Origin of the sequence: Nitrosomonas ureae (assembly GCF_900206265.1) — a bacterium.
GTDB classification, from domain to species: Bacteria; Pseudomonadota; Gammaproteobacteria; order Burkholderiales; family Nitrosomonadaceae; genus Nitrosomonas; species Nitrosomonas ureae_C.
In genome coordinates this window covers 2,646,979-2,668,574 of the sequence record NZ_LT907782.1, presented here as the reverse complement: position 1 = coordinate 2,668,574, position 21,596 = coordinate 2,646,979, and the positions used below count along the sequence as shown (strand labels likewise).

Sequence of the window (21,596 nt, the reverse complement as noted above, 5' to 3'; positions counted from 1 at the left end):
ATTTTTTGTCACATCCTGACAAAATAGTATGAAATAGCTTTTCCTTATTTTACGAACTGAGAGTGGATGTGGGCAGTAGTTGAACATTAATTATGCAGTGTCTACACTGCTTTTTTAGTCTGAGATCAACGCCTCCCATCATACCAAATCGGAAGTTTCTTCTTGTTTTGCAGGGCCTTGCGAGGACTGAATAATACGCTAAAGAATTGCATGGCAATTTCCCACCCGGTGTACAGTTGCACTTTACGGGGTGACGTGACCAGCGGATGATGAGTCAGAATGGTGAATTTCAGACTGTGTTTGAGTCCCCATTTTTTCAACAATTGACTTAAATCGATTTCATCAGCGGCGAATAATTCCTGGTTAAATCCGCCGACATCGCGGAACGCATCAGCGCGACATACGACCAGTGCGCCGGATGCCCAACGGAAGGTGATTGATAGCACCGTCCAAAGCCACATCGCAACATTCCCCCACCACGGTAAATTAGGCATGTGCATTACACTACCACAACCGACATATTTTCCGCTTTCGATCATTTGCAGGATATCGGCAACCATACCAGAGTTCAATAAGCTGTCAGCATCGACAAACAGCAACCACTCCCCTGTGGCGACAGCCGCGCCGACATTACGCGCACGCCCGATTTGATTGATCGGCTCAAATACTACTGTCGCTCCAGCTTGTGTAGCAAGTTGCGCAGTTTTATCGGTTGAATTGTTGTCGACAACGATAATCTCATAAGTGAAACCGGGTTTTGAGTTTGCGCTGACAGATTCCTGGATGGAATTCAAACAATCCAAAATCAGTTGTTCTTCGTTAAAGGCGGGAACGATGACGGATAAGCGCATGTACCAAAAAAATTATTTTTAAGCAATAAATGAGAGTAATACTGATAGGGAGAGGGAGAGCGAGAACAGCACTTGCGCTCTCCCTTACAAACTTAGAACTCGCCTGACTTAATATAAGGTTGTGACCACAGAATCACTTGCATCAGCACCGATTTGCGCCATGCGTCTTGCATGCGATCCACGTCGTCACGGGAATGGCCGTCTTTTTCCAAAAACGGACGCAGTGTAGTGGTGATCGGGATCAACAACGCAAAGATATAATGGATATGAATGATAGGTACGGATTTTACATTATCGGTAGTATTTTTCTTTGAGCTGTGATGACGCAATCCGATCTCATATTGATAATTGAGCCAGTCCTGATTGTACTCGGCGTTGGCAGTATCAAGAATCCATTGTCCAAAACGTTTACGCACGCCCCCCAGGTAATCCATGTTAGGTTGACCATCAGCTGCATTAGTGAAATAGTGCAATAGAAAAGGGGTTGAACCGACAAAGCCGTACCATACATCCAGGATTTGTTCAACTTGATCTTTCAGTACATCGTGCGACATTTTCAGGTAACGTACATCATCGTCGCCAAACAGGCTGGCTTGTTTAAGTTTGGCAAAATCATCCATGGATACGGGAGATTTTTGCAGCGAAGCGCTGCCATAGGTATACCCAGGTATATTGGTTGTCATAAGGCTTCCTTTTGAAAGGTTAAACAATAACATGATATCAATCACATGAATGCCATGTGATTGATATCATGTTTCTATAAATGGAAACAACAAGTTATAAATAATCTGATCATGCACAAAAGTGCCGCTCGCGAGGCGGATTTTACAGGATTGATGATTCATTCGGGTAGACTTTTTAAAATTAACCGTGCGGGGTGCTTAATAAAGCATCCAGCCATTCTTTCCAACGCCGATACTTTTTCATGAGCGCGATGCCTGTTTGCTTATTTTCTATTTTTTGCACCTCCCGATGATAAATTGCTTTAACTCCACAGACCAATGCAGCGGTACCTTGCAGACTGGCTTCCTTCTGCTGCAAGTGATAAACCGGAAAAATAACACATTGTGCAATGCCGTATTGCAAGCAGGGTAACTCGGATAAACCGCCGGATAAATAAACCTGAGTTAACGGCGCATGCTGGTGAAACTCTTCCAGGATACGCGCAACCCGGAAAATAATCGCTTCGAGCAACAGTAAAGCAACTTGTCGTGGGGTGAACCCGGTGACCGGCTGAGAAAAATGAATGCCCCAATCGTTGCGAAAATAAGGCGCACCCAAGCCACTAGGTTCTGCCAAGCAGAAAATATCGTTGCACGCCAGATCTTCGATGCAACATTCATTGACCGGGTAAGGCGCAAACGCTGAGGCAATGGAATTAAGCGTCCCTTCGATAGCAAATTGTACTTGCCGGCTTCTGTTTTGATAAACCAATGTTTGTAAGTATCCATTAAACGCTACTTCTCTCTTGGCAGTCGAACGAATCACAAAACCACCCGTCCCCAGATTAACCAAAGCTTCGCTCTGATTATTTGCCAAACTGGCAATCAACGCCGCCGATTGATCGCCGACGCTAGCTTGTAAGATTAATCCATTGTCTAAAGTAAGATCCAATCCGGTTGAAGGTCTGATTTGCGGCAAAATCGAGCGTGGAACATCGAAAAAGCCACATAAAACATCTGCCCACTGCTGCTGATGTATATCCATCAGCAGCGTACGCGCGGCCATTGATGCATCGGTGATAAAGTGCTGCTTACCGGTCCAGCGCCAAATCAAAAACGTATCCAATGTACCCACCAGCCATTCACCTTGAATAAGTTTCTCCCGCCATGCCGGATTTTCCTGCAACAGTACACTCAACTTAGGCCCCAGATAATAAGGCGTTAGCCGTAAGCCGGTAAGTTTGTGAATGGTATTTGAGGACATCTGCAGACGGTCGCAACAACTTGCGCCACGGTCATCTTGCCAGGAAATTAATGGTGTTACCGGTTTACCGGTGATTCTATCCCAGAGTAAAAAAGACGAACGTTGACTGCACAATCCCAGCGGTGGATTGTTCTTAATCTGGGTTTGTACAAGACATTCAGTGAGAACCTGTTCAGCAACGGCAGCATACTGCGATGCATTGCTTTCGTATCGCCCATCGCAGCTGTCGATAGCAGGTGCCGGGTGGGTGACAATGTGCCGGAGTATTCCGTGATGATCCATCAAAGCTGCTTTGATGGATGTCGTACCCAAATCGAGCGCGAGCGCCACTATCACTGCATGCTCCGATAATTTTTGCAACGTGTAATTTCCAGCGTCATCCGCGTACCGTTCCAATTCAAGCCACCTGCTACCCACTGCGCAATCTGCAGCAATTGCTCTTCGGTTAGCTTTGTCATAATGAGCAATGGTAAACGGCGGCGCAGCAGATCATCCAGGTGCATAACCATCTCGGTTTCGGCACAATACATCAAGTCGGCACGAATAAAGGGTAACGCTGGAATAATGCGTTGTGCCAACTCAGGCATCATTTCGATCCGCTGGAAAATTTCTACGACACGTACCCCGTGGCGACGCAATAGCCATCGAGCACTTTCCGCATCAATACCCAGTTGCGTCGCTTGTTCAGATATACGGGCGCACCAAGCCATGAAATCTTCCTGCGGTGTCCAGGGGAACGGACGATCCTGAGTAGCGCAAGGTGGTGAAATACCCAGTTGTGCGCAAACAGCATCGACGATACGTGCAGCATCCTGACGTGACGAAGTAATTTTTCCACCAATCGCATAATGTACTCCATCGGGTGCTGTTTTTAATTCCCAATCACGGCTGATTACTGAAGGTGAACTGGAGGCGGTTGTCGATGCATTTTGCTTAAAAACCCGCAAGCCGGCAAAGCTGCCAATGATATCACTGCGTGTCCATGGCGTTTTCAAATAACTATTGGCAGCAGCAAGCAGATAATCGATATCGCTGTCTTCAACTATAACCTGCTCCACATTGCCCTTGAAATCGGTATCGGTGGTTCCAAGGAGTGTTAAGCCGTACCAAGGAATCATAAAAAATACACGACCATCTGATGCGGAGGTCAGTAACAAAGCTTCAGCATTCAACAAAGCGGGCATGACCAGATGAACGCCCTTGGCAAGACGGCACCATGCATTGCTTGGCGTCTCTTTAGTCAGCCACTGACCCGTCGTAAAAACAATTTGTTTAGCATCAATTCTTTGTTTGTTTTGGGTAAGTTGATCTTGAACGAATGCGCCATTGGCTTTCCCATCCACGTCCAACACCTGAACCAGCCGACAATAATTTACGCAACAAGCACCGGCCGTCTGTGCGCCCGCAATCAATTCCAGGGTCAATCGTGCGTCATCCGTTTGTGCGTCAGCGTAAGTGAATCCCCCTTTCAGACTATCTTCTCTAATCATGGGAAAATGTGCACTGAATTGCTGCGCATCATAATAGCGATGATGCATGGATGTATTGGCGTCACCCGCCAGATAATCATACAACGACAAGCCCAGTTTTAGTTGCAATCGGTTGAGACGCTGCTGTGCGTAAACCGGAACACCGAAGTGCAACGGCCATACACGATGCGGTGCTGCGTGCAGCAGCATGGTACGTTCTTTGAGAGATTTACTGACCAGTTTGAAATCGTATGTTTCCAGGTAACGCAAACCACCGTGAATTAATTTGGTCGATGCGGAAGACGTTGCGCTAGCCCAATCGTTTTGTTCGACGATAGCCACTATCAGGCCACGAAGCGCCGCATCATAGGCTGTCCAGGCGCCATAGATGCCGCCACCACAAATCAAAAGATCGAAAGATTGAGCGGATAAGGCTGCAAAATCCCGTTTCATTGATCGCGCAGTGTCAGCGCTTTATTAGGTAAATCGCTGATCAGGATATCAACGCCCAGCTGCAAGGCTTTAGTAATCTCGACATCGCTATTGCAGGTATACACGCCGACACACTTGCGATGATCATGCAATAAATTGACGATGGCTTGATCGGTGTTTGAAATCGGCAGACAAAAACCATACAGAAAAGTATGGGTAGTGAGTAACCGGCGTACATCGGTAATGGTTTGATCGGTTTCAAAGTTATAAATCAATGGAACCTCCGCCCGGTGGTAATGGGCATACTCCAGACTCGCAAGATTAAAGGAAGAAACCAGTATATTTTGATCAGGATCATTGCCGATCAAATCCAGTGTTTGGCGCATTTTTGTTTGATGACGGGTGGATGGCTCCCAGTCACGATTTTTAACTTCAATCAATAAATGGCAACATTGGCGGTAAGTCCCCAGAAAATCCCGCAGAGTCATAATGCCTTCATTCTCAGAACCTGGATTAATCAGCGTTTGTAGTTGCTGATAATCGAAATCATCGATGTTCTTATCGTTCAGTCCGATTTTATTAAGAAAACGATCGTGCCACAGCACCGCGACTTCATCGCGGCTCAGCTGCACATCGGTTTCAATGCCGTCAATAGCATATTGTAGTGCTTTGTCGAAAGCACTACGGGTATTTTCCATCGCCTCCCGATTTGCACCGCGATGCGCAAATACCTTGCATTTTTCAGGTAGCGAGTTCATGTTCGCGCAGCGTGGTTATGAATAGCATCACGTGATTATTGAGCGGCCTGCAACAACTCGATAATGGCAGGGTCTTTAGCAATTTCAGCCGCAGTTTTTCCGGTTTTGCTTTTGATTTTTGCGTCACCCCCCCTGCTCAGCAACACTTTTACCGCCTCTGCATGATCATGCAAGCCCGCCCACATCAATGCCGTTATGCCATCGTCATTTTGCTGATTAATATCAGCGCCGCTATCCAACAAAATTTCCACAACCGGCACGTGTCCGTTTTGTGCAGCTAGAATCAACGGGGTAAATCCATTATTGGCTTGATGACGCACCACAGCGCCATGTTTGATGAGTGTCTTTACTACCTCAGCATGACCCATTAATGACGCCAAGATCAAAGGCGTTGCATCATTTTCATCCTTTACGTCAACTTTGGCGCCCTTTTCCAACAGAGCATTGACAATATCAAGATGACCATTCTGTGCAGAAACATACAACGGTGTGGTATTGTTGATGGCTACCAGATCAACCGGAGCGTTTTTCGCTAACAAGGTTTCGACGATCGCCGTATGTCCATTTCTAGCGGCCATGTATAGCGCGGTGGTATTGTCAGATGCCTGCGTATCAATTTTCGCACCTTTGGCCAGAAGCTTATCGACAATTGCGCTTTTGCCTTCCATGGCAGCAATGATCAAGGCGTTAAGTTTTTCCTGGGTTTGCAGCTGCACATCCGCACCTTTCTCAATCAGTGTATCGACAATCGCTTCATGACCTTTTTGTATTGCCAGCATCAACGGCGTAATACCGTCGGTGGTTTGAGCATTGATATCCGCACCTTTGGCTAGCAACGTATTAACGATGTCGGCATAGCCATTTTTTGCAGCAACGGTTAATGCAGTGACACCGCCCGCATTTTTAATAGTGACATCAGCATTCTTTTCCAGCAACGCATCGACAATATCGGTATGCCCAAACTGGGAAGCGACAATCAACGCGGTAAATCCCATTTCGTTTTGGTAATTGACATTGACGCCTTTTTCCAATAGCTGCTTAATAGCTTCCATATTTCCGGAAAATGCGGCTTTAAGAAATTCGTTTTCATCCTCGGTCGCAGCTTGTGCAAGGGATGTCACTAAAAAAATAAGGATGATTGCGCCTGTGAAAAATTTGCACATGGTACTGATTGATTCTTTTATAGCATTCATTGTTACACCTATATCGGACTTGTTATTATCAACTATCGGGGTTATTAATGGGATTGAATGATCAATGCAACATGCATTGGAATAGATTGTGTCTCATTGGCAATATTTTAACTCAGAAATATCTATTTTTAGGTTTAATTCGTTGCGCAGACAAGCATTCTAATGATTACAATTAAATCGCTGTAAGATTTATAAATTATATTTTTCGATACTTTTCCGGATAACATCTAACGTTCGATAACTATGCATGACTGGATCATTCCTGATTGGCCTGCGCCCGGCAATGTAAAAGCGCTGTTTACAACACGCACAGGCGGCGTGAGCCGTAGCGCAAAGGGCGTTTATACTTCGCTGAACCTGGGAACGCACGTCAATGATAATTTGGCCGATGTAACACAAAATCGGGCTTTATTACGCCATTACTTACCCGCCGAGCCCAGGTGGTTGAAACAGGTGCACGGTACCAGTCCGATCGCGATAGATCATGCGACAACGGAAATTCCGGAGGGAGACGCGGCTTTCAGCCGTAAACGAAAAACAGTTTGCGCGGTGATGGTAGCCGACTGTTTGCCGGTATTGATATGCAATACCGCGGGCACTACCGTCGGCATCATACATGCGGGTTGGCGCGGGCTGGCCGGAGGAATTATTGAGAAATCCATTAAAGCCATGCAAATGGATCATGATCAGCTGATAGCATGGCTAGGACCGGCAATTGGCCCGGATCACTTTGAAGTCGGCTCCGATGTGTACGAAACCTTTGTCCACCATGACGAACGGGCGAAACAGGCATTTGTAGTCAAGAATGATCGGCATGAAAGAAAATGGCTGGCGGATATTTTTCTATTGGCGCGGCAACGCCTGGCAAACAGCGGCATTACTCGGATTTATGGCGGAGGAATCTGTACTTTCAGTGATCCCGGGCGGTTTTTTTCTTATCGACGGGACAGCGAAACCGGGCGCATGGCTGCTCTAATCTGGCTTGAGTAAACTCTCGTCCTTTATGTTGTGATTTATTGCATTGCAACAGCGTATAATCCCGCCTTTCTTTTTTAATTCGTGTTATGTCAACGCTTACCTGGATTATTGCTGTTAGCTTGCTGGGCGGTGTATTAAGTTTGATAATTGCTGCTATATTGGCGCTCAACGCCCGGATCTCATGGCTTTCAGTACTAATATCCTATGCTATTGGCGCATTATTGGGCGTCGCTTTTTTAAATACCCTCCCGGAAGCGCTTGAACATGCAGATAATCCAACACAAGTCACCCTCTTCGTATTATCCGGTATCTTAGTTTTTTTTATTCTGGAGAAGCTGGTGTTATGGCGCCATTGCCATTTGGAAGATTGTGAAGCCCATGATCCGCTGCATGGCCTTGCACCCACCCCGGACAACCATCATGAGCATGATCATGGACGCAGTGGAATCATGGTAATCGTAGGAGATACCTTCCATAATTTTGTCGATGGCATCCTGATCGCAGCTTCATTCATGGTGGATGTGCAACTCGGTATTGTGACTTCGATTGCGATCATTGCGCACGAGATACCGCAGGAAGCCGGAGATTTTATCATTCTATTGAATTCCGGTTATACGCGCCGCATGGCCTTTCTGCTGAATGTAGTGTCCAGTTTTGCTACGCTGGTAGGAGGCGTGCTTGCGTATTTCATGCTGAATGAGATGGACTTTTTAATCCTGCCCTTGCTAGGCATTGCTTCCGCGAGCATGATTTATGTAGCGATGTCGGATTTGATCCCCAGCCTGCACAAACGTCCCGAGATTCATGCGACCGTTCAACAAGTGATTCTTATTTTGCTGGGAATCTCTTCCATCTGGCTGGTTGGAAATATTTTTCCCCATGCATAACCGAGCTTAACCCAATGGAATAATGACTACGTACAAAAATTTTAGGGATTTCTTCATGACAAAACGATTATTCGCGATATTACTGCTGCTTCTATTTACTCATGCTGTGCATGCCGATGATAGCGATATTCTTCAAAAGGTTGAAAGCAGTGCGCGCTCATGGCTGGAATTTGTTGATGGTGGACAATATCAAGAAAGCTGGGAAAATTCATCCCCACTCTTAAAAGCCAAAATACCGGAAGCCGTCTGGATGAAATCATTGACTACGCTCAGATCCTCGCGTGGCGCCATAAACACCCGATTTATCGCCACAGCGGGTGCAACAAAATCATTATCCGGATTTCCTGACGGAGATTACGTGGTTTTGCAGTTCTACACCACTTTCACCGGAAAGGGTCTGATTCTGGAGACAGTCACGCTGGTCAAGGCAGCGGATGAATCGTGGCAAGTTTGCGACTATGTCATCAAATAAACACTCCCCGTGGTAAAACCACGGAGAATCGCACATTTAAAATATAGCTCATAAACCGCCAAGCGCAGTTTTGTCTTCATCCCCTTCATTGGTTAATCACGTATCTGCGTTGATCCCGTGGGTCTGCGCATTAAATAAATCGAATAACTCCAGAACCAGCCTGATGAACAACGACAAAACCACGGAACAATCATTGATAATACTGGGCATGGCCGCAGAAAAAGGCAGATGGCTGTTCGTTCTGGTCGGATTATTGATCAATGTTTGCTTAGGTTCCATTTATGCATTCAGCGTTTTCAGAAAACCGTTAGAAGGCTTATGGGATATTACGTCCAATCAAAGTGGCTATCCGTTTATGATCTTTCTGGCAGTATTTGCAATCGTGATGCCCCTGGCAGGCAATTTAATCGCACAATGGGGACCAAGAAAGACCACCATGCTGGGCGGCATGCTGGTGGGGATGGGATGGATCACTGCAAGCTTCTCACCGGATATCTTTATCCTGACTCTTTTATATGGAGTCATCGGTGGTGCCGGTGTCGGTATCGTTTACGGCTGCCCGATTGCGGTGGTCGCAAAATGGTTTCCACAGAAAAGCGGATTAGCGATCGGCTTAACGGTGATGGGGTTTGGGATTTCGGCGTTGATTACAGCACCACTGATGAAAGCGCTGATCGGCAATCCGGATATAGGCATTATGAACACATTCCTTTATTCAGGGATAGCATTTGGCGTAATTATTACGCTTCTGGCACAGTTATTGAGTTTTCCACCCGCTGAATGGATGCCTGCAGGATCGGAAACAACCGCTACTGCTGTACGGCCCGCATTAAGCCTCACCCGGCAAGAAATGCTTAATACTTCCAGTTTCTATGCGCTATGGGCTACCTACACCATCGGTTGCCTGGCGGGATTAATGGCGATCGGTATCGCATCCCCGGTGGGCACGGAAATAGCTCGACTGGATGCAACCACGGCAGCGCTGGCTGTTTCACTGTTTGCGGTATTTAATGGCCTGGGGCGACCCATATTTGGCGCCATTACCGATAAGCTGGGCCCGAAACATACCGCGATACTCTCATTTACCCTGATTGTTGCAGCATCTCTGTTGATGTTCTTTTTCGGACAAGAAAACGCGATGCTATATGTAGTTGCGTTCTGCCTATTATGGATGTGCCTGGGTGGATGGCTTGCTCTGGCGCCCACTTCAACCGGAATCTTCTTCGGAAAGCAGTACTATGCGCAGAATTACGGGATCGTGTATACGGCTTATGGCGCCGGTGCGATTCTTGGGACGCTGATATCCGGCAATATCAAAGATATTACCGGTAGCTATTTAGGCGCATTTCCCATCGTGACGGGGTTGGCACTGCTTGGGATGATCATCGCCGCGATCGGACTGAACCCCGTCAAACGCCAATAAACCAGGTAACATGCAATGTGGAAAATGCAATCGTATTAATCAGATACAAATACAGCTATAGCCGATCCGCATATGTCCATCCCCTTCGAATACTGGTTGCATCACGCCATTTTCTACGCATTACTTTTTCTTATTCATTATGCCTGCGGACTGCTCGTCATTCATCAACATTTCAGAGTTAACTACACGCGCAAAATCAATCACTTTGCATTTTTCTTTCTGCCGACTTTGCTGTCATCCGTCATTCAATATCCATACAACGCAACAACATTTTTCATCGATATTATCTGCGCATTTATTTTTCTGACATTTTTTATAGCGCCCTTACGCAATAAATTCAGGGTACTGTCCGTGATGTTCTGTTCGTTTGACAGGCCGGAAGACAGGCCATTCACCTTGATTTGGCTGTACACGCAGTTTATCGCCAGTTACTTGGTACTCATCCCGTTGCTGGTTTATTTCGAAAGCCGTGAGATACTGCCGCTCGTGATGATCATCATCATTGCCAATGGCGTCGGTGACGGTCTGGCGGAACCCGTCGGGATAAAATTCGGCACAAGAAAATATACGACTTATGCACTTTTTACCCAGCAGAAGTACGTGCGGAGCTATGTCGGCAGCGCATGCGTATGGCTAACGACAGTTATTGCCATACTGGCATTTCACCCCTATTTCAGCGCTACCCAGCTTATCGCCGCACTGCTGCTCATGCCGACCCTGATTACCTTAGCCGAGGCTTTTTCTCCGCACACCTGGGACAGTCCGCTCATCTATGCAACGGGAGGCGTATCATTAATTGGTATTTTTCATTATTTGTAAAGAGAAGAACAATTCACCGGCAACATCGCTCTTTCTTTCATCAAGCACACCGGCTAGAACCGTTTCCTCGCCATCGGCTTATTGCCGAACGACGATCCCAAAGATCCGCGCTTGTCGGTGGGTCAAAAAAACGGCGCCAACGACGAATGCTGGTTCCGCGCGCCGCTAGCCGAGCGATTACTGAGCGGCAATCATTACCGGGTAGAGTTTTACATCCAAAACGACTTCAACCGGAAAATCCGGCTCAGCCTGTTCGAAGGCATCGCCGCCCCGGCGCCGTTCGAGCAAGTATCGAACGAAGACAAACTCACATTGATCGGCTATGACCGCGCAGCCGACATCAAGGATATTTACATGCTACTGAAACGCAGCCAGATAACGGACTTTAAATTCCTGGCGGGCTATCGCTACAGCATTTCCTATCTTAATCACCTGGAAATCTACAGCATCGACGACCAAAGCGGCCTTGGCGCGGACGAAATCCACCTCACCCTAACCGCCGACGATATGGCCACCAACTTCCTCGACTTCACCGACGAAGATTTCGACGATGACGAACGGCGCATACTCAGAGACCTTTGCACGGTGTCATGAGCGGTACGAGAATAAGGCAAAAATTTGCGAAAAAGCGGAGTTTACACGGGGTAAATGAGCATTTTTCGCGAATTTTTAACGCAATTATCGTGCCGCGTAGTAACCGTGCAAAGGTCTCGCTCAATACTTATTACCCCAAAAACACTGCGTTCAACGACCGGCTCAACATCACCGTGTTTGAAGTAGATATCGGCGAAGACGACGACGGTCCCTTCACTGCCACGATTCCCGCATTGAAGAAAGATGAGAACAGCCGGGAATCGTCGCTCATCATCGAAGCGGAAGGCGCGGAGTATCAGATCAGTTACAAATTGAGCCGGATGCCGAATCGGTGAAGGTGAAGGTACGTTTATCGTTTTGACGGTTTGTTTTCAGCTTCATAGACCGATATCCGAAGGACGATCTGGAGTTGTCCCAATTTGACGGACATTTTTTTCATGGAGTCGAGAGAGTCTCAACTTGTGAAAGCGGATTGCAGTTTATCGCGATTTGATTTTTCTCATTCAGTTTTCTCTCAAAATTGTTTGGTGATAAGTATCCCAGCCCGGAATGCCTGCGAGTGGGGTTGTACCAAGATTCGATCCAGGTGAATATGGCCAGTCTTGCTTCAGTTTTGTTTTTCCAGGAACGCCTGTCGATCAGTTCACATTCCAGGGAAGCAAAAAAACTCTCAGCCATTGCGTTATCATAGGCATCACCTACACTGCCCATGGATGGACGCACGCCCATTTCCTTGCATCGTTTGCCGAAATCAACGCTGGTGTATTGACTGCCTCTATCGCTGTGGTGAATCACTTTGCCTGGTTTACGGGTGATTAACGCCATGTTCAAAGCATTGATCACCAGGTTGGCTGTCATGGTTTCACCGAAAGCCCAGCCCACTACCTTACGGCTGAATACATCGATGACCACGGTCAGATACAAGAACCCCGCCCAGGTAGGAATGTAAGTCATGTCCGCAACCCATAGCTGGTTGATGCTAGTTGCCTTGAAATGACGTTGCACTAAATCCTCTGCAGGACGATCACGCTTATTCCGATGAGTCGTGATTATAAAGCCGCGCCTGCGGCTCACTCCCTTAATTCCTGCTTCACGCATCAACCTGTCTACGCGCTTGTGATTGACCCTGATTCCAAGATCGACTAATTCAACAGTAATGCGGGGGCGGCCATACGTACAATCGCTTGTACGGTATATAGCCATGATCTGCTCAATCAATCGACAGTTGGCAATGACCCGCTGACTAGGCGTGCGTTTAGTCCAGTCATAGTAACCACTGTGCGATACACCCAATGTTTCACATAGAATACGAGTCGGAAATTGCGCCTGATTTGCCTTGATTAGTTGGTACACCTTCCCAATCAATCCTTGTTGTTTGCAAACCAGGCCGTAGCCTTTGCCAATATGTCACGCTCCATCTCCACACGCTTGAGCTTCTTGCGCAATTCCATCAGCTCCTGTCGCTCGTTGACATTCAAGGGGAGACCACTCGATATTGCAGCCGAAGCAATTGTCTGGCTTGATCTAATTGGTACACCTGCTGCTCGACACCAAGTTTTTATCGAAGTGTAGTGGCAACCAAATTCCTTGGATAATTGCTTGGGGCATTTGCCTAATGCTACCAATTCCACCATCTGTTGGCGAAACTCCGCCGGGTAGGCAGGTTTGTAGTTTTGTGTCATATTTCTTCTCCTTTAAACAGAACATAATGTGTCCGTTCAAAGGGGGCAACTCCACCTATACCAAACGATTTCTCTTATTATAAACCTAGAAAACGCAATTAAAAGAAATTCCAGATGGCCAAGATCAAATATTCATGAGGCTTTTGAGGCTTTTGAGGCTTTTGATGTTTTCATTGAACTGCGGATCAGTTGTATCCCCCTACAATTGGACCATGCTTAAATAGAGTCCTTCGTTGCAGACTATTGTCAGAAAGACGAATATGAAGAAGAACAGATTCAGCGAAACCCTAATCAATAAACGACCCCGTGGCAAGACCACGGGGAATCGCAAGTCGGGATATTGAAACACGTTAAAGTTGGTCGACGGGTGAAGGATGTACGACCCTTTTTGTTCTTGTTGAGGCGCACAGCAAAAAGTATGATTCCTGACTAATCATTCCTGGTCAGCTTGGAGTTAATCGATGAAAACATACACCATCTACCAACGCCAAAACCCGTCTTTCTCAGCTCATCGAACAAGCTTGCGCGGATGAAGAAGTCGTGATCGCCAAAGGAAAGAATCTCGCCGTTAAATTGGTCCCTGTGGCTTTAGTGCCGCACAAGCGGCAATTCGGCGCCATGCGCGACAAAGCCACGGTCACTGCGGTTTTTTTTGAACCGTTACCGAACGAAGAATTGGCGACTTGAGAGCAATAATTCTAAAAACCATGCAATCCAGCTCGTAGCGTGCTCGCATCTCAACCGCGAAATGCCGCTTCGATTGCGGCAATATCAATTTTCTTCATTGTCATCATTTCATCAAAGGCTCGTTTGGCGGCTACGCGGTCAGAACTGGTGAATGCTTTCGTCAGAGCAATCGGCGTAATCTGCCAAGAGATACCCCACTTGTCCTTACACCAGCCGCAATCGCTCTCCTGACCGCCGTTGCTGATGATCGCGTTCCAGTAGCGATCCGTTTCGCTTTGGTCTTCGGTCGCCACCTGAAACGAAAAGGCTTCATTGTGCGTGAACGCAGGCCCGCCGTTGAGTCCGAGGCACGGGATGCCCATCACGGTGAACTCGACAGTCAATACGTCCCCTTCTTTGCCCGACGGATAATCCCCGGGGGCACGATGCACCGCATCGACTGACGAATCAGGAAAAGTCTCGGCGTAAAATCGCGCCGCACCCTCGGCATCGTTGTCGTACCAGAGGCAGATCGTGTTCTTTGCAATCTTGGTCATGTTATATCTCCTTTGAGTTTAGAGGTTACACGGTTACGCACGGCCTCAATGTGTTCGCATTGCGGTTTGGCGTGTCGTTGCGCGGCACTGGAGCGCATAGTTTCGTAGGACAGAGCCTCGAAGGATGATCCGTCAAATGAAAATCGGCAGCAATCTGATCTGTCATCCAGTGCCATCATCACCTCATTCGGCGGAACACTTTCAGCTTCCGCCTTACGCAAATTACGTGAGTTTCAATAGAGTCTGACCCTAAAGTTATATATTCAGCTGCGGACCTGCCTGAGCGAAGCAAAGGCAAGTCCGTCGGCTTGAATCTGTTGTTTATATATCACTCACTCCGGCGCTCAGATTCCTTGACTTTCTTTCGCACCGTTTCGATTCCCGCGCCTGCTAGGTCAGTCCGTCGTCGAGCTGGAGCGATATCCTGCTTCGTTAGAATCGCGTCGGGAGTAAGCTGATGGCGTTGGGAAATATCGGCGAGCAAACTTATCAAAGCGTCTATCTGTTCTACTGGATAGTTGGGTCCGACCGCCGGATGATTGGAGGGAAGATTCGCCCAGTTTTTTCCATCTTTACTACCCAGGTGTACTAGCCCGATACCTATTGAAACCGCGTTTAGGTTCTTTTCGCCTCTCCATTCACTACGTCCTGCGTGCCATGCAATGTATTCCTCTGGGACAATTTTCTCGATCTTTCCATCCACTCCAACAATATAGTGGTAGGACGCGTTGATTCCAGAAGTGGCCATTAGCTTCTTCGCGGCTTCAAGTGAAGAAACTTCGGTATCTGTCACGATGGCGTATTTCACCTTTCTCGGTTCACTCGGAACTGAAAAATTCTGACTTCGAGGCGCAGCAATTGACGTCGATGTTGGAAGTGTTTCTGTTTCAAGTTCCTTTATCGCCTCTGCCTCGAGTTTGATCTGGGCGTATTCGTTTATGTTTTTTATTGCCCAATCTCGTAGATTCTTGGTTTCGTTCGTGGGAGGATCGGTTAGTATGCCCACCGAAATCTCAATGTACTTCAGTGCAAGCTCTCGAGATTTTGCTGATTCCTCGATGGATTTTCCCGCAAAGAAGAGGACCGCTGGGATGGCAACGCTTGCAAGAACTGTGACTACAACCTTGATAATTTCAAGAATGGATGTGCCACCGCTATTGCTAAGTAGTCGCACGTTTAGCTCTCTAGGCACGACTTATCTCCCAAGTAATACATAACTTGAATTATACGTCCAAAATGGCGTGATTATTACGTCAGGCGTAATAGCCAACTCTGCAAAATTCGTTCTATCTCCTTATTTTTATAGGACTATCACCGCTTTAAGTTTCCTCGCTAAATATCGGCAGAAGGTATTGGATTCATATACCAGAAATTCCATTTATAGAGCATAACCCCCAATCACCATTTCATGCAATTGACCGTTGAATTTATGTATCAACCCCCCACCATAACCCAGCAGACTCATTGAAAAACGTTTAGAATATGCGCCCCTTTCTTGTAACACTAATCCGCAGGTATCCGTTTTGATTACAACCGCCAATATCACCATGCAATTCGGCGCCAAGCCGCTGTTTGAAAATGTTTCCGTTAAATTCGGCGGAGGTAACCGTTATGGATTGATTGGCGCGAACGGTTGCGGCAAATCGACGTTCATGAAAATTCTGGGCCGGGATCTGGAGCCGACATCCGGTAATGTCTCGGTCGACAACGGCGAGCGGGTGGGCATGTTGCGGCAGGATCAATTCGCGTTTGAAGAATGTTTGGTGATCGATACGGTGATGATGGGGCACGCGGAATTGTGGCGCATCAAGCAGGAGCGCGACACCATTTATGCCAATCCGGAGGCTACGGAAGACGATTATATGCATGCCGCCGAACTGGAATCCGAGTTTGCCGAGCTGGACGGGTACTCTGCCGATGCGCGCGCCGGGGAGCTATTGCTTGGGGTGGGTATCCCTTCTGATCAACATCAAGGATTGATGAGCGCGATTGCGCCGGGATTCAAGTTGCGCGTGTTATTGGCACAGGCGTTATTTTCCAATCCGGATATTTTGCTGCTGGATGAGCCGACCAATAACCTTGATATCAATACTATCCGTTGGTTGGAAGATGTGATCAATACCAGCAAAAACACCATCATCATCATCTCGCACGACCGGCATTTTCTGAACAGCGTGTGTACGCATATGGCCGATCTGGATTACGGTGAGCTGCGCATCTATCCCGGCAACTATGATGACTATATGACCGCTTCGACCCAGGTGCGCGAGCGCATGCTGGCCAATAACGCCAAAAAGAAAGCGCAGATTGCCGATTTGCAGTCGTTTGTCAGCCGTTTCTCCGCCAACGCATCGAAAGCCCGGCAGGCTACCAGCCGCGCGCGGCAGATCGAAAAAATCAAACTGGAAGACGTCAAACCGTCGAGTCGACAATATCCTTTTATCCGCTTTGAAGTAGATGATCGGGACAAGCTGCACCGTCTGGCTGTTTCCATCAAGGCAATCGGCAAGGGGTTTTCCGGATTGGATAAACCTTTATTCGATCATTTTAGCCTTGACATCGAAGCCGGCGAGAAAGTCGCCATCATCGGCCCCAACGGCATCGGAAAAACCACACTGCTGCGCTGTCTGGCGGGTGATCTGCTGCCGGATTCCGGTGAGATCAAATGGCCCGATAAGGCGCATCGTGGTTACTATGCACAAGATCATGCAGCTGATTTTGAAGAAGAACTGTCATTGACCGAATGGATGGATCAGTGGCGGCAAGGCAATGATGACGATCAAACAATACGCGGCACTTTGGGCCGATTATTGTTTTCCGGCGATGATATCAAGAAATCCACCCGCGTGATTTCCGGCGGAGAAAAGGGCCGCATGCTCTTTGGCAAACTGATCCTCCGAAAACCGAATATTCTGCTGATGGATGAACCGACCAATCATCTGGATATGGAATCCATCGAATCGCTGAACAGTGCGCTGGAGAAGTTTACCGGCACCTTGATTTTTATTTCCCACGACCGCGAATTCGTTTCCTCGCTGGCTACACGGATTCTTGAAATGAAGCCGGAGGGCATTCATGATTTCAGAGGAAATTATGAGGATTACTTGAGATCGCAAGGGATTGAGTAATGATGAGATTTCTGCCGCCTTCTCCCAACCCACTATGTCCGTTGACAAGTAACCGACAACGCTCTGAATAGTGTTCCCTCTTGAATGGGCCGCATAGCGTCTGACTTGACAGAATTTTCCGGCTTTTTATCGGCTGTATATATCAATTTTGCAACCTACGAAGATTGTCGTTTTCCGTTTCTGTGTGCACTAATCTCAGAAAAGAACTCCATATTTGACTATTTTTTTGCTACCGCTGCACATCCAGATCGTTTATATCTTATTGATTTTATATTGCATTTAAGAAAATAAGCTTTGATGTCCGAATAAATCGGATTTAACCAAGACGATCTTGTCATAACCTGATGTATACATTTATCTTTCCGGGTTCGCACCCACCTCCTTTACAGTTCAGTAAGAAATTAACTTTTAGGGTATTCAAACTATTATGTCGATCCGATGTTCTGTATACTTTTAGTCTTCGATAACTTCAGGAATTCTGACATGAATTCATTCACTCCGGATCGTGTTATCCCTCCCTCTCCGATAAGCCTATGAAAACCAACAGCACGATCTTCGATTCGCTTATTGAGTGATGTAAATTCTACTTCGTATTACAAATATCGCCATGAATAATAACAATCAATCCATATCTCAGCTACTTGAAGAAGTACAGCGACTACAGACCGGACTTGCTGATATTAAACTGATGACAGAAAAACTTACCGCCGAACTTTATTTAAGTGAAGAACGGTTTTCTCTGGCGATGCGCGGAGCTAATGATGGACTTTGGGATTGGAATCTTGAGACTGACGAAGTCTATTATTCCCCCCGTTGGAAAAATATGCTGGGTTATGCAGAAAAGGATCTGGGGAATACGATCAATACCTGGGGAAATCTGGTTAATCCCGATGACAAGGATAGAGTGCTCGAAAAAGCCCGGGAATATATCGACGGCAGAAAGAATTCATTTGAAGTTGAAATGCGCATGCATCATAAAGATGGACACGAGGTTTTTGTGTTATCGCGCGGATTTCTGGTAACGCGCAAATCGGACAACAAACCCATTCGCCTTGTCGGTACACATGTGGATATCACCGAACGTAAAATTGCAGAGGCATTTGACAATCAATATGCCAAAATACTCGAGATGATTGCGATAGGTCATTCTGCATCAGACATTTATGATGCGATTGCACTCATGTACGAATCGCGCCACCCCGGAATGCGATGCTCAATGCTCGAATTGAGTGGGAATAAGCTTTTACACGGTGGCGCTCCCAGCTTGCCGGAAGCATATTGTAAAGCCGTGCACGGTCTGGAAAACGGTCCCAGTGTCGGTTCATGCGGCACATCCACTTTCACGGGACAACGCGTTCTTGTAAAGAGCATCGAAACGGATCCCAAGTGGGAAAAAATCAAACATTTTGCGCTACCGCATGGCATGCGTTGCTGTTGGTCTGAACCGATCAAGAGTTCAAGTGGAAAAGTTTTGGGCGCTTTTGGCATGTACTACGATTATCCCGCACTTCCCAATGAAAAAGAACTGAAAGACTTGATATCTGCTGCCAGACTTACAGGTATCGTCATGGAGCGGGATCAAGCGCAAAAACGTATCCGAACACTCGCCTATACCGACGAACTGACAGGACTTGCCAATCGCGCCTCTTTTATTCAGCATATGGAAGAAGTCACTAAAATATCCTTCCGACATGGTCGTCGTTTTGGATTACTGTACATTGATCTGGACAATTTCAAGCATATTAACGACAGCCTGGGACACGATGCGGGTGATTTGCTGCTTAAAATCATCGCGGAGCGCCTGAGAAATACGTGCCGTGATATTGATTTTATTGCACGCCTGGGTGGCGATGAATTCTGCATTCTCATTGAAGAAGTCGAAGAAGATTACGCTGCCAACGTTGCCAAACGTTGTCTTAATGCAATATCTCAACCGATCGAGATTTATTCCAGAAAACTCACACCCGCTTGCAGTATTGGAATCGCATATTACCCCGATGATGGGAAAGATTTATCAACTCTGCTGAAAGCAGGGGATACTTCGCTTTATACGGCAAAGGAAAATGGAAAAAATCAGTACGCTTTTTATAAAATGGAACTTACCCAAAAGGCTGAATATCGATTTCAAATCGAGCAGAACCTAAGAGAAGCGATTGAGAAGCAACAGTTATCATTAGTTTACCAGCCCCAGATCGAAGTAAATACCGGAAGAATCTTCGGTTTTGAAGCATTATCACGCTGGCATCATCCGGAATTAGGCCAAGTTCCTCCTTTGGACTTTGTCGCTATAGCAGAAAAAATCGGAATGATTAAACCATTGACCGAGTGGGTATTAAAAACAGCCTGCAGCCAAATAGTTTATTGGAGAGGAAAAGGGATGCGCACGATTCGCGTGGCGGTAAATATTTCACCCAGTCTTTTTCTACACAATGAATTTGCTTCACTGATTAAACGTACTATTGAAGAAGTAGACATTGTTCCAGCTGAACTGGGATTGGAAGTTACGGAAAGTATTGTTCAGACCGATCCTCGGAATCTTTCAATCTTTGAAAACTTAAAAAATCTGGGTGTTTCATTAGCCATCGACGACTTCGGAATAGGTTACTCTTCCTTCGCTTCCCTTAAACACCTTAAGGTTGATTACCTGAAAATAGACAAGCTTTTTGTTAATGATATGCTTGCCGATAAACAAGCCCTAACCTTAATCAGTTCCATGATAGAAATGGGACACAAATTAGGATATGGCATAATCGCCGAAGGTGTTGAAAATTCAGAACAGCTTAATATTCTTAGGAACCTGGGTTGTGAAAAGGTGCAAGGATATCTATTTAGCCAACCCATCAGTGCCGCTAAAATCGAAGAGTTATTCTTATCCTAGCAGACCTAGTAAACCACCACGATTTCACTGCTTGCGCCGTTTCTTGTCGCTTTCAATCAATGCATACGCGGAATGGTTATGAATAGATTCAAAATTCTCCGATTCCACGACATACGCATCAATCCGTTCATCATGATTCAGAACTTCCGCAATATCCCTTACGATGTCTTCAACAAACTTCGGATTATCGTATGCTTTCTCGGTTACATATTTTTCATCGGGCCTTTTCAGCAAACCGTAAAGCTCGCACGATGCATTACTCTCAGCAATCTGGATAATATCTTCAATCCACACAAAACTGTTTGTACGTACCGAGATGGTGACGTGTGAACGTTGATTATGCGCGCCATAATTGGATATCTTCTTGGAACAAGGGCATAGGCTGGTGACAGGAACGACGACTTTCATAGTGAATAGATATTCACCATTTTTAATCTCGCCAATGAATGTCACCTCATAATCCAGCAAGCTTGTTACCTGCGAAACGGGTGCTGACTTATTGATAAAATAGGGGAAGGTCATTTCAATATGACCCGAATCCGTCTCCAATTTTGCAATCATTTCCTGCAAAATGATTTGAAACGACTCTACTGAGATTTCCCGTTCGTGGCTATTCAGGATCTCAACAAAGCGGGACATGTGGGTACCTTTGAAATTATGCGGCAAATTAACGTACATGTTAAAAACCGCCACAGTGTGCTGTACACCGTCATTCTTATCGGCCACAACCACCGGATGACGGATCGCTTTAATTCCAACCCGGTCTATCGCAATACGCCGGGTGTCCAATGAGCTTTGTACATCGGCAATTGGCATATCTATCTGTTTGTTCATATTTTCTCCTGTACGACCAAGTGACCCTGCTAACCGTAAATCAAGCAAT

Annotated in this window: 21 protein-coding genes; 10 read left to right on the top strand and 11 right to left on the bottom strand. The window is 46.6% G+C overall.

Features of this window, described 5'->3' with window-relative positions; genetic code table 11:
* Positions 1-125: 125 nt before the first annotated feature.
* From CPG39_RS12340 to CPG39_RS12315, 6 genes are all read right to left on the bottom strand, one after another.
* Positions 126-851: a glycosyltransferase gene (locus tag CPG39_RS12340; protein ID WP_096293869.1), complete on the bottom strand. Its 726-nt coding sequence runs from the start codon at positions 849-851 to the stop codon at positions 126-128.
* Positions 852-943: 92 nt separating this feature from the next.
* Positions 944-1,534 (bottom strand): protoglobin domain-containing protein, encoded by a 591-nt coding sequence (locus tag CPG39_RS12335; RefSeq protein WP_013648389.1) that lies wholly within the window; start codon positions 1,532-1,534, stop codon positions 944-946.
* Positions 1,535-1,715: 181 nt separating this feature from the next.
* Positions 1,716-3,194, bottom strand: coding sequence for an FGGY family carbohydrate kinase (locus CPG39_RS12330; protein WP_231990308.1), 1,479 nt, complete (start codon positions 3,192-3,194; stop codon positions 1,716-1,718).
* Entirely contained in the window at positions 3,110-4,699 is a 1,590-nt protein-coding gene (locus CPG39_RS12325; protein WP_096293867.1) for a glycerol-3-phosphate dehydrogenase/oxidase, read from the bottom strand. Before CPG39_RS12325 ends, CPG39_RS12330 begins: the two co-directional genes overlap by 85 nt.
* Positions 4,696-5,436, bottom strand: coding sequence for a glycerophosphodiester phosphodiesterase (locus CPG39_RS12320; RefSeq protein WP_096293865.1), 741 nt, complete (start codon positions 5,434-5,436; stop codon positions 4,696-4,698). Before CPG39_RS12320 ends, CPG39_RS12325 begins: the two co-directional genes overlap by 4 nt.
* A gap of 35 nt (positions 5,437-5,471) precedes the next feature.
* The gene (locus CPG39_RS12315) at positions 5,472-6,629 is read right to left on the bottom strand and encodes an ankyrin repeat domain-containing protein (protein WP_096293863.1); all 1,158 of its coding nucleotides are present in this window, start codon (positions 6,627-6,629) and stop codon (positions 5,472-5,474) included.
* 243 nt (positions 6,630-6,872) lie between these two features.
* Here CPG39_RS12315 and pgeF point away from each other — a divergent pair, with 243 nt between their 5' ends.
* The 7 genes from pgeF to CPG39_RS12280 all read left to right on the top strand — a co-directional run bounded on the left by pgeF (position 6,873) and on the right by CPG39_RS12280 (position 12,137).
* Positions 6,873-7,619, top strand: coding sequence for a peptidoglycan editing factor PgeF (gene pgeF / locus CPG39_RS12310; protein WP_096293861.1), 747 nt, complete (start codon positions 6,873-6,875; stop codon positions 7,617-7,619).
* 74 nt (positions 7,620-7,693) lie between these two features.
* Positions 7,694-8,494 carry a ZIP family metal transporter gene (locus tag CPG39_RS12305; protein ID WP_096293859.1) on the top strand — a complete coding sequence of 267 codons (801 nt, stop codon included), beginning with the start codon at positions 7,694-7,696 and terminating at the stop codon, positions 8,492-8,494.
* Between the two features lie 55 nt (positions 8,495-8,549).
* A complete protein-coding gene (locus CPG39_RS12300; RefSeq protein ID WP_096293857.1) occupies positions 8,550-8,966 on the top strand; it encodes a DUF4019 domain-containing protein in 417 nt (138 codons plus the stop codon).
* A 163-nt stretch (positions 8,967-9,129) separates the two neighbouring features.
* On the top strand, positions 9,130-10,389 hold the full coding sequence (locus CPG39_RS12295) for an OFA family MFS transporter (protein WP_096293855.1): 1,260 nt from the start codon (positions 9,130-9,132) through the stop codon (positions 10,387-10,389).
* A gap of 72 nt (positions 10,390-10,461) precedes the next feature.
* Positions 10,462-11,208 carry a hypothetical protein gene (locus CPG39_RS12290; RefSeq protein WP_096293854.1) on the top strand — a complete coding sequence of 249 codons (747 nt, stop codon included), beginning with the start codon at positions 10,462-10,464 and terminating at the stop codon, positions 11,206-11,208.
* 81 nt (positions 11,209-11,289) lie between these two features.
* The gene (locus CPG39_RS12285; RefSeq protein ID WP_145956240.1) at positions 11,290-11,802 is read left to right on the top strand and encodes a hypothetical protein; all 513 of its coding nucleotides are present in this window, start codon (positions 11,290-11,292) and stop codon (positions 11,800-11,802) included.
* Positions 11,799-12,137, top strand: a complete 339-nt coding sequence (locus CPG39_RS12280; RefSeq protein ID WP_096293850.1) for a hypothetical protein — start codon at positions 11,799-11,801, stop codon at positions 12,135-12,137. Before CPG39_RS12285 ends, CPG39_RS12280 begins: the two co-directional genes overlap by 4 nt.
* Positions 12,138-12,237: 100 nt before the next feature.
* Here the strand turns inward: CPG39_RS12280 and CPG39_RS12275 are convergent.
* A protein-coding gene (locus CPG39_RS12275) for an IS3 family transposase (protein WP_231990307.1) occupies positions 12,238-13,484 on the bottom strand; the annotation gives its coding sequence in 2 pieces (ribosomal slippage) (positions 12,238-13,202 and positions 13,202-13,484; 1,248 coding nt in all).
* Positions 13,485-14,024: 540 nt separating this feature from the next.
* Between CPG39_RS12275 and CPG39_RS12270 the strand changes: the two genes are divergently transcribed.
* Positions 14,025-14,171: a hypothetical protein gene (locus CPG39_RS12270; RefSeq protein ID WP_197702880.1), complete on the top strand. Its 147-nt coding sequence runs from the start codon at positions 14,025-14,027 to the stop codon at positions 14,169-14,171.
* Between the two features lie 50 nt (positions 14,172-14,221).
* Here CPG39_RS12270 and CPG39_RS12265 read toward each other — a convergent pair whose 3' ends face one another.
* From CPG39_RS12265 to CPG39_RS12255, 3 genes are all read right to left on the bottom strand, one after another.
* Complete coding sequence (locus CPG39_RS12265) at positions 14,222-14,707, bottom strand: VOC family protein (RefSeq protein WP_096293846.1); 486 nt, start codon at positions 14,705-14,707, stop codon at positions 14,222-14,224.
* Complete coding sequence (locus CPG39_RS12260; RefSeq protein ID WP_096293844.1) at positions 14,704-14,928, bottom strand: hypothetical protein; 225 nt, start codon at positions 14,926-14,928, stop codon at positions 14,704-14,706. Before CPG39_RS12260 ends, CPG39_RS12265 begins: the two co-directional genes overlap by 4 nt.
* A gap of 107 nt (positions 14,929-15,035) precedes the next feature.
* The gene (locus CPG39_RS12255) at positions 15,036-15,899 is read right to left on the bottom strand and encodes an N-acetylmuramoyl-L-alanine amidase (RefSeq protein ID WP_096293842.1); all 864 of its coding nucleotides are present in this window, start codon (positions 15,897-15,899) and stop codon (positions 15,036-15,038) included.
* Between the two features lie 331 nt (positions 15,900-16,230).
* Between CPG39_RS12255 and CPG39_RS12250 the strand changes: the two genes are divergently transcribed.
* Both CPG39_RS12250 and CPG39_RS12240 read left to right on the top strand, forming a co-directional pair.
* Positions 16,231-17,835, top strand: coding sequence for an ABC-F family ATPase (locus CPG39_RS12250; RefSeq protein WP_096293841.1), 1,605 nt, complete (start codon positions 16,231-16,233; stop codon positions 17,833-17,835).
* A gap of 607 nt (positions 17,836-18,442) precedes the next feature.
* The gene (locus CPG39_RS12240) at positions 18,443-20,713 is read left to right on the top strand and encodes an EAL domain-containing protein (protein ID WP_096293837.1); all 2,271 of its coding nucleotides are present in this window, start codon (positions 18,443-18,445) and stop codon (positions 20,711-20,713) included.
* 24 nt (positions 20,714-20,737) lie between these two features.
* On the opposite strand, the gene folE2 is transcribed toward CPG39_RS12240, so the two are convergent.
* Entirely contained in the window at positions 20,738-21,547 is an 810-nt protein-coding gene (gene folE2, locus CPG39_RS12235; protein WP_013648414.1) for a GTP cyclohydrolase FolE2, read from the bottom strand.
* Positions 21,548-21,596 lie beyond the last annotated feature (49 nt).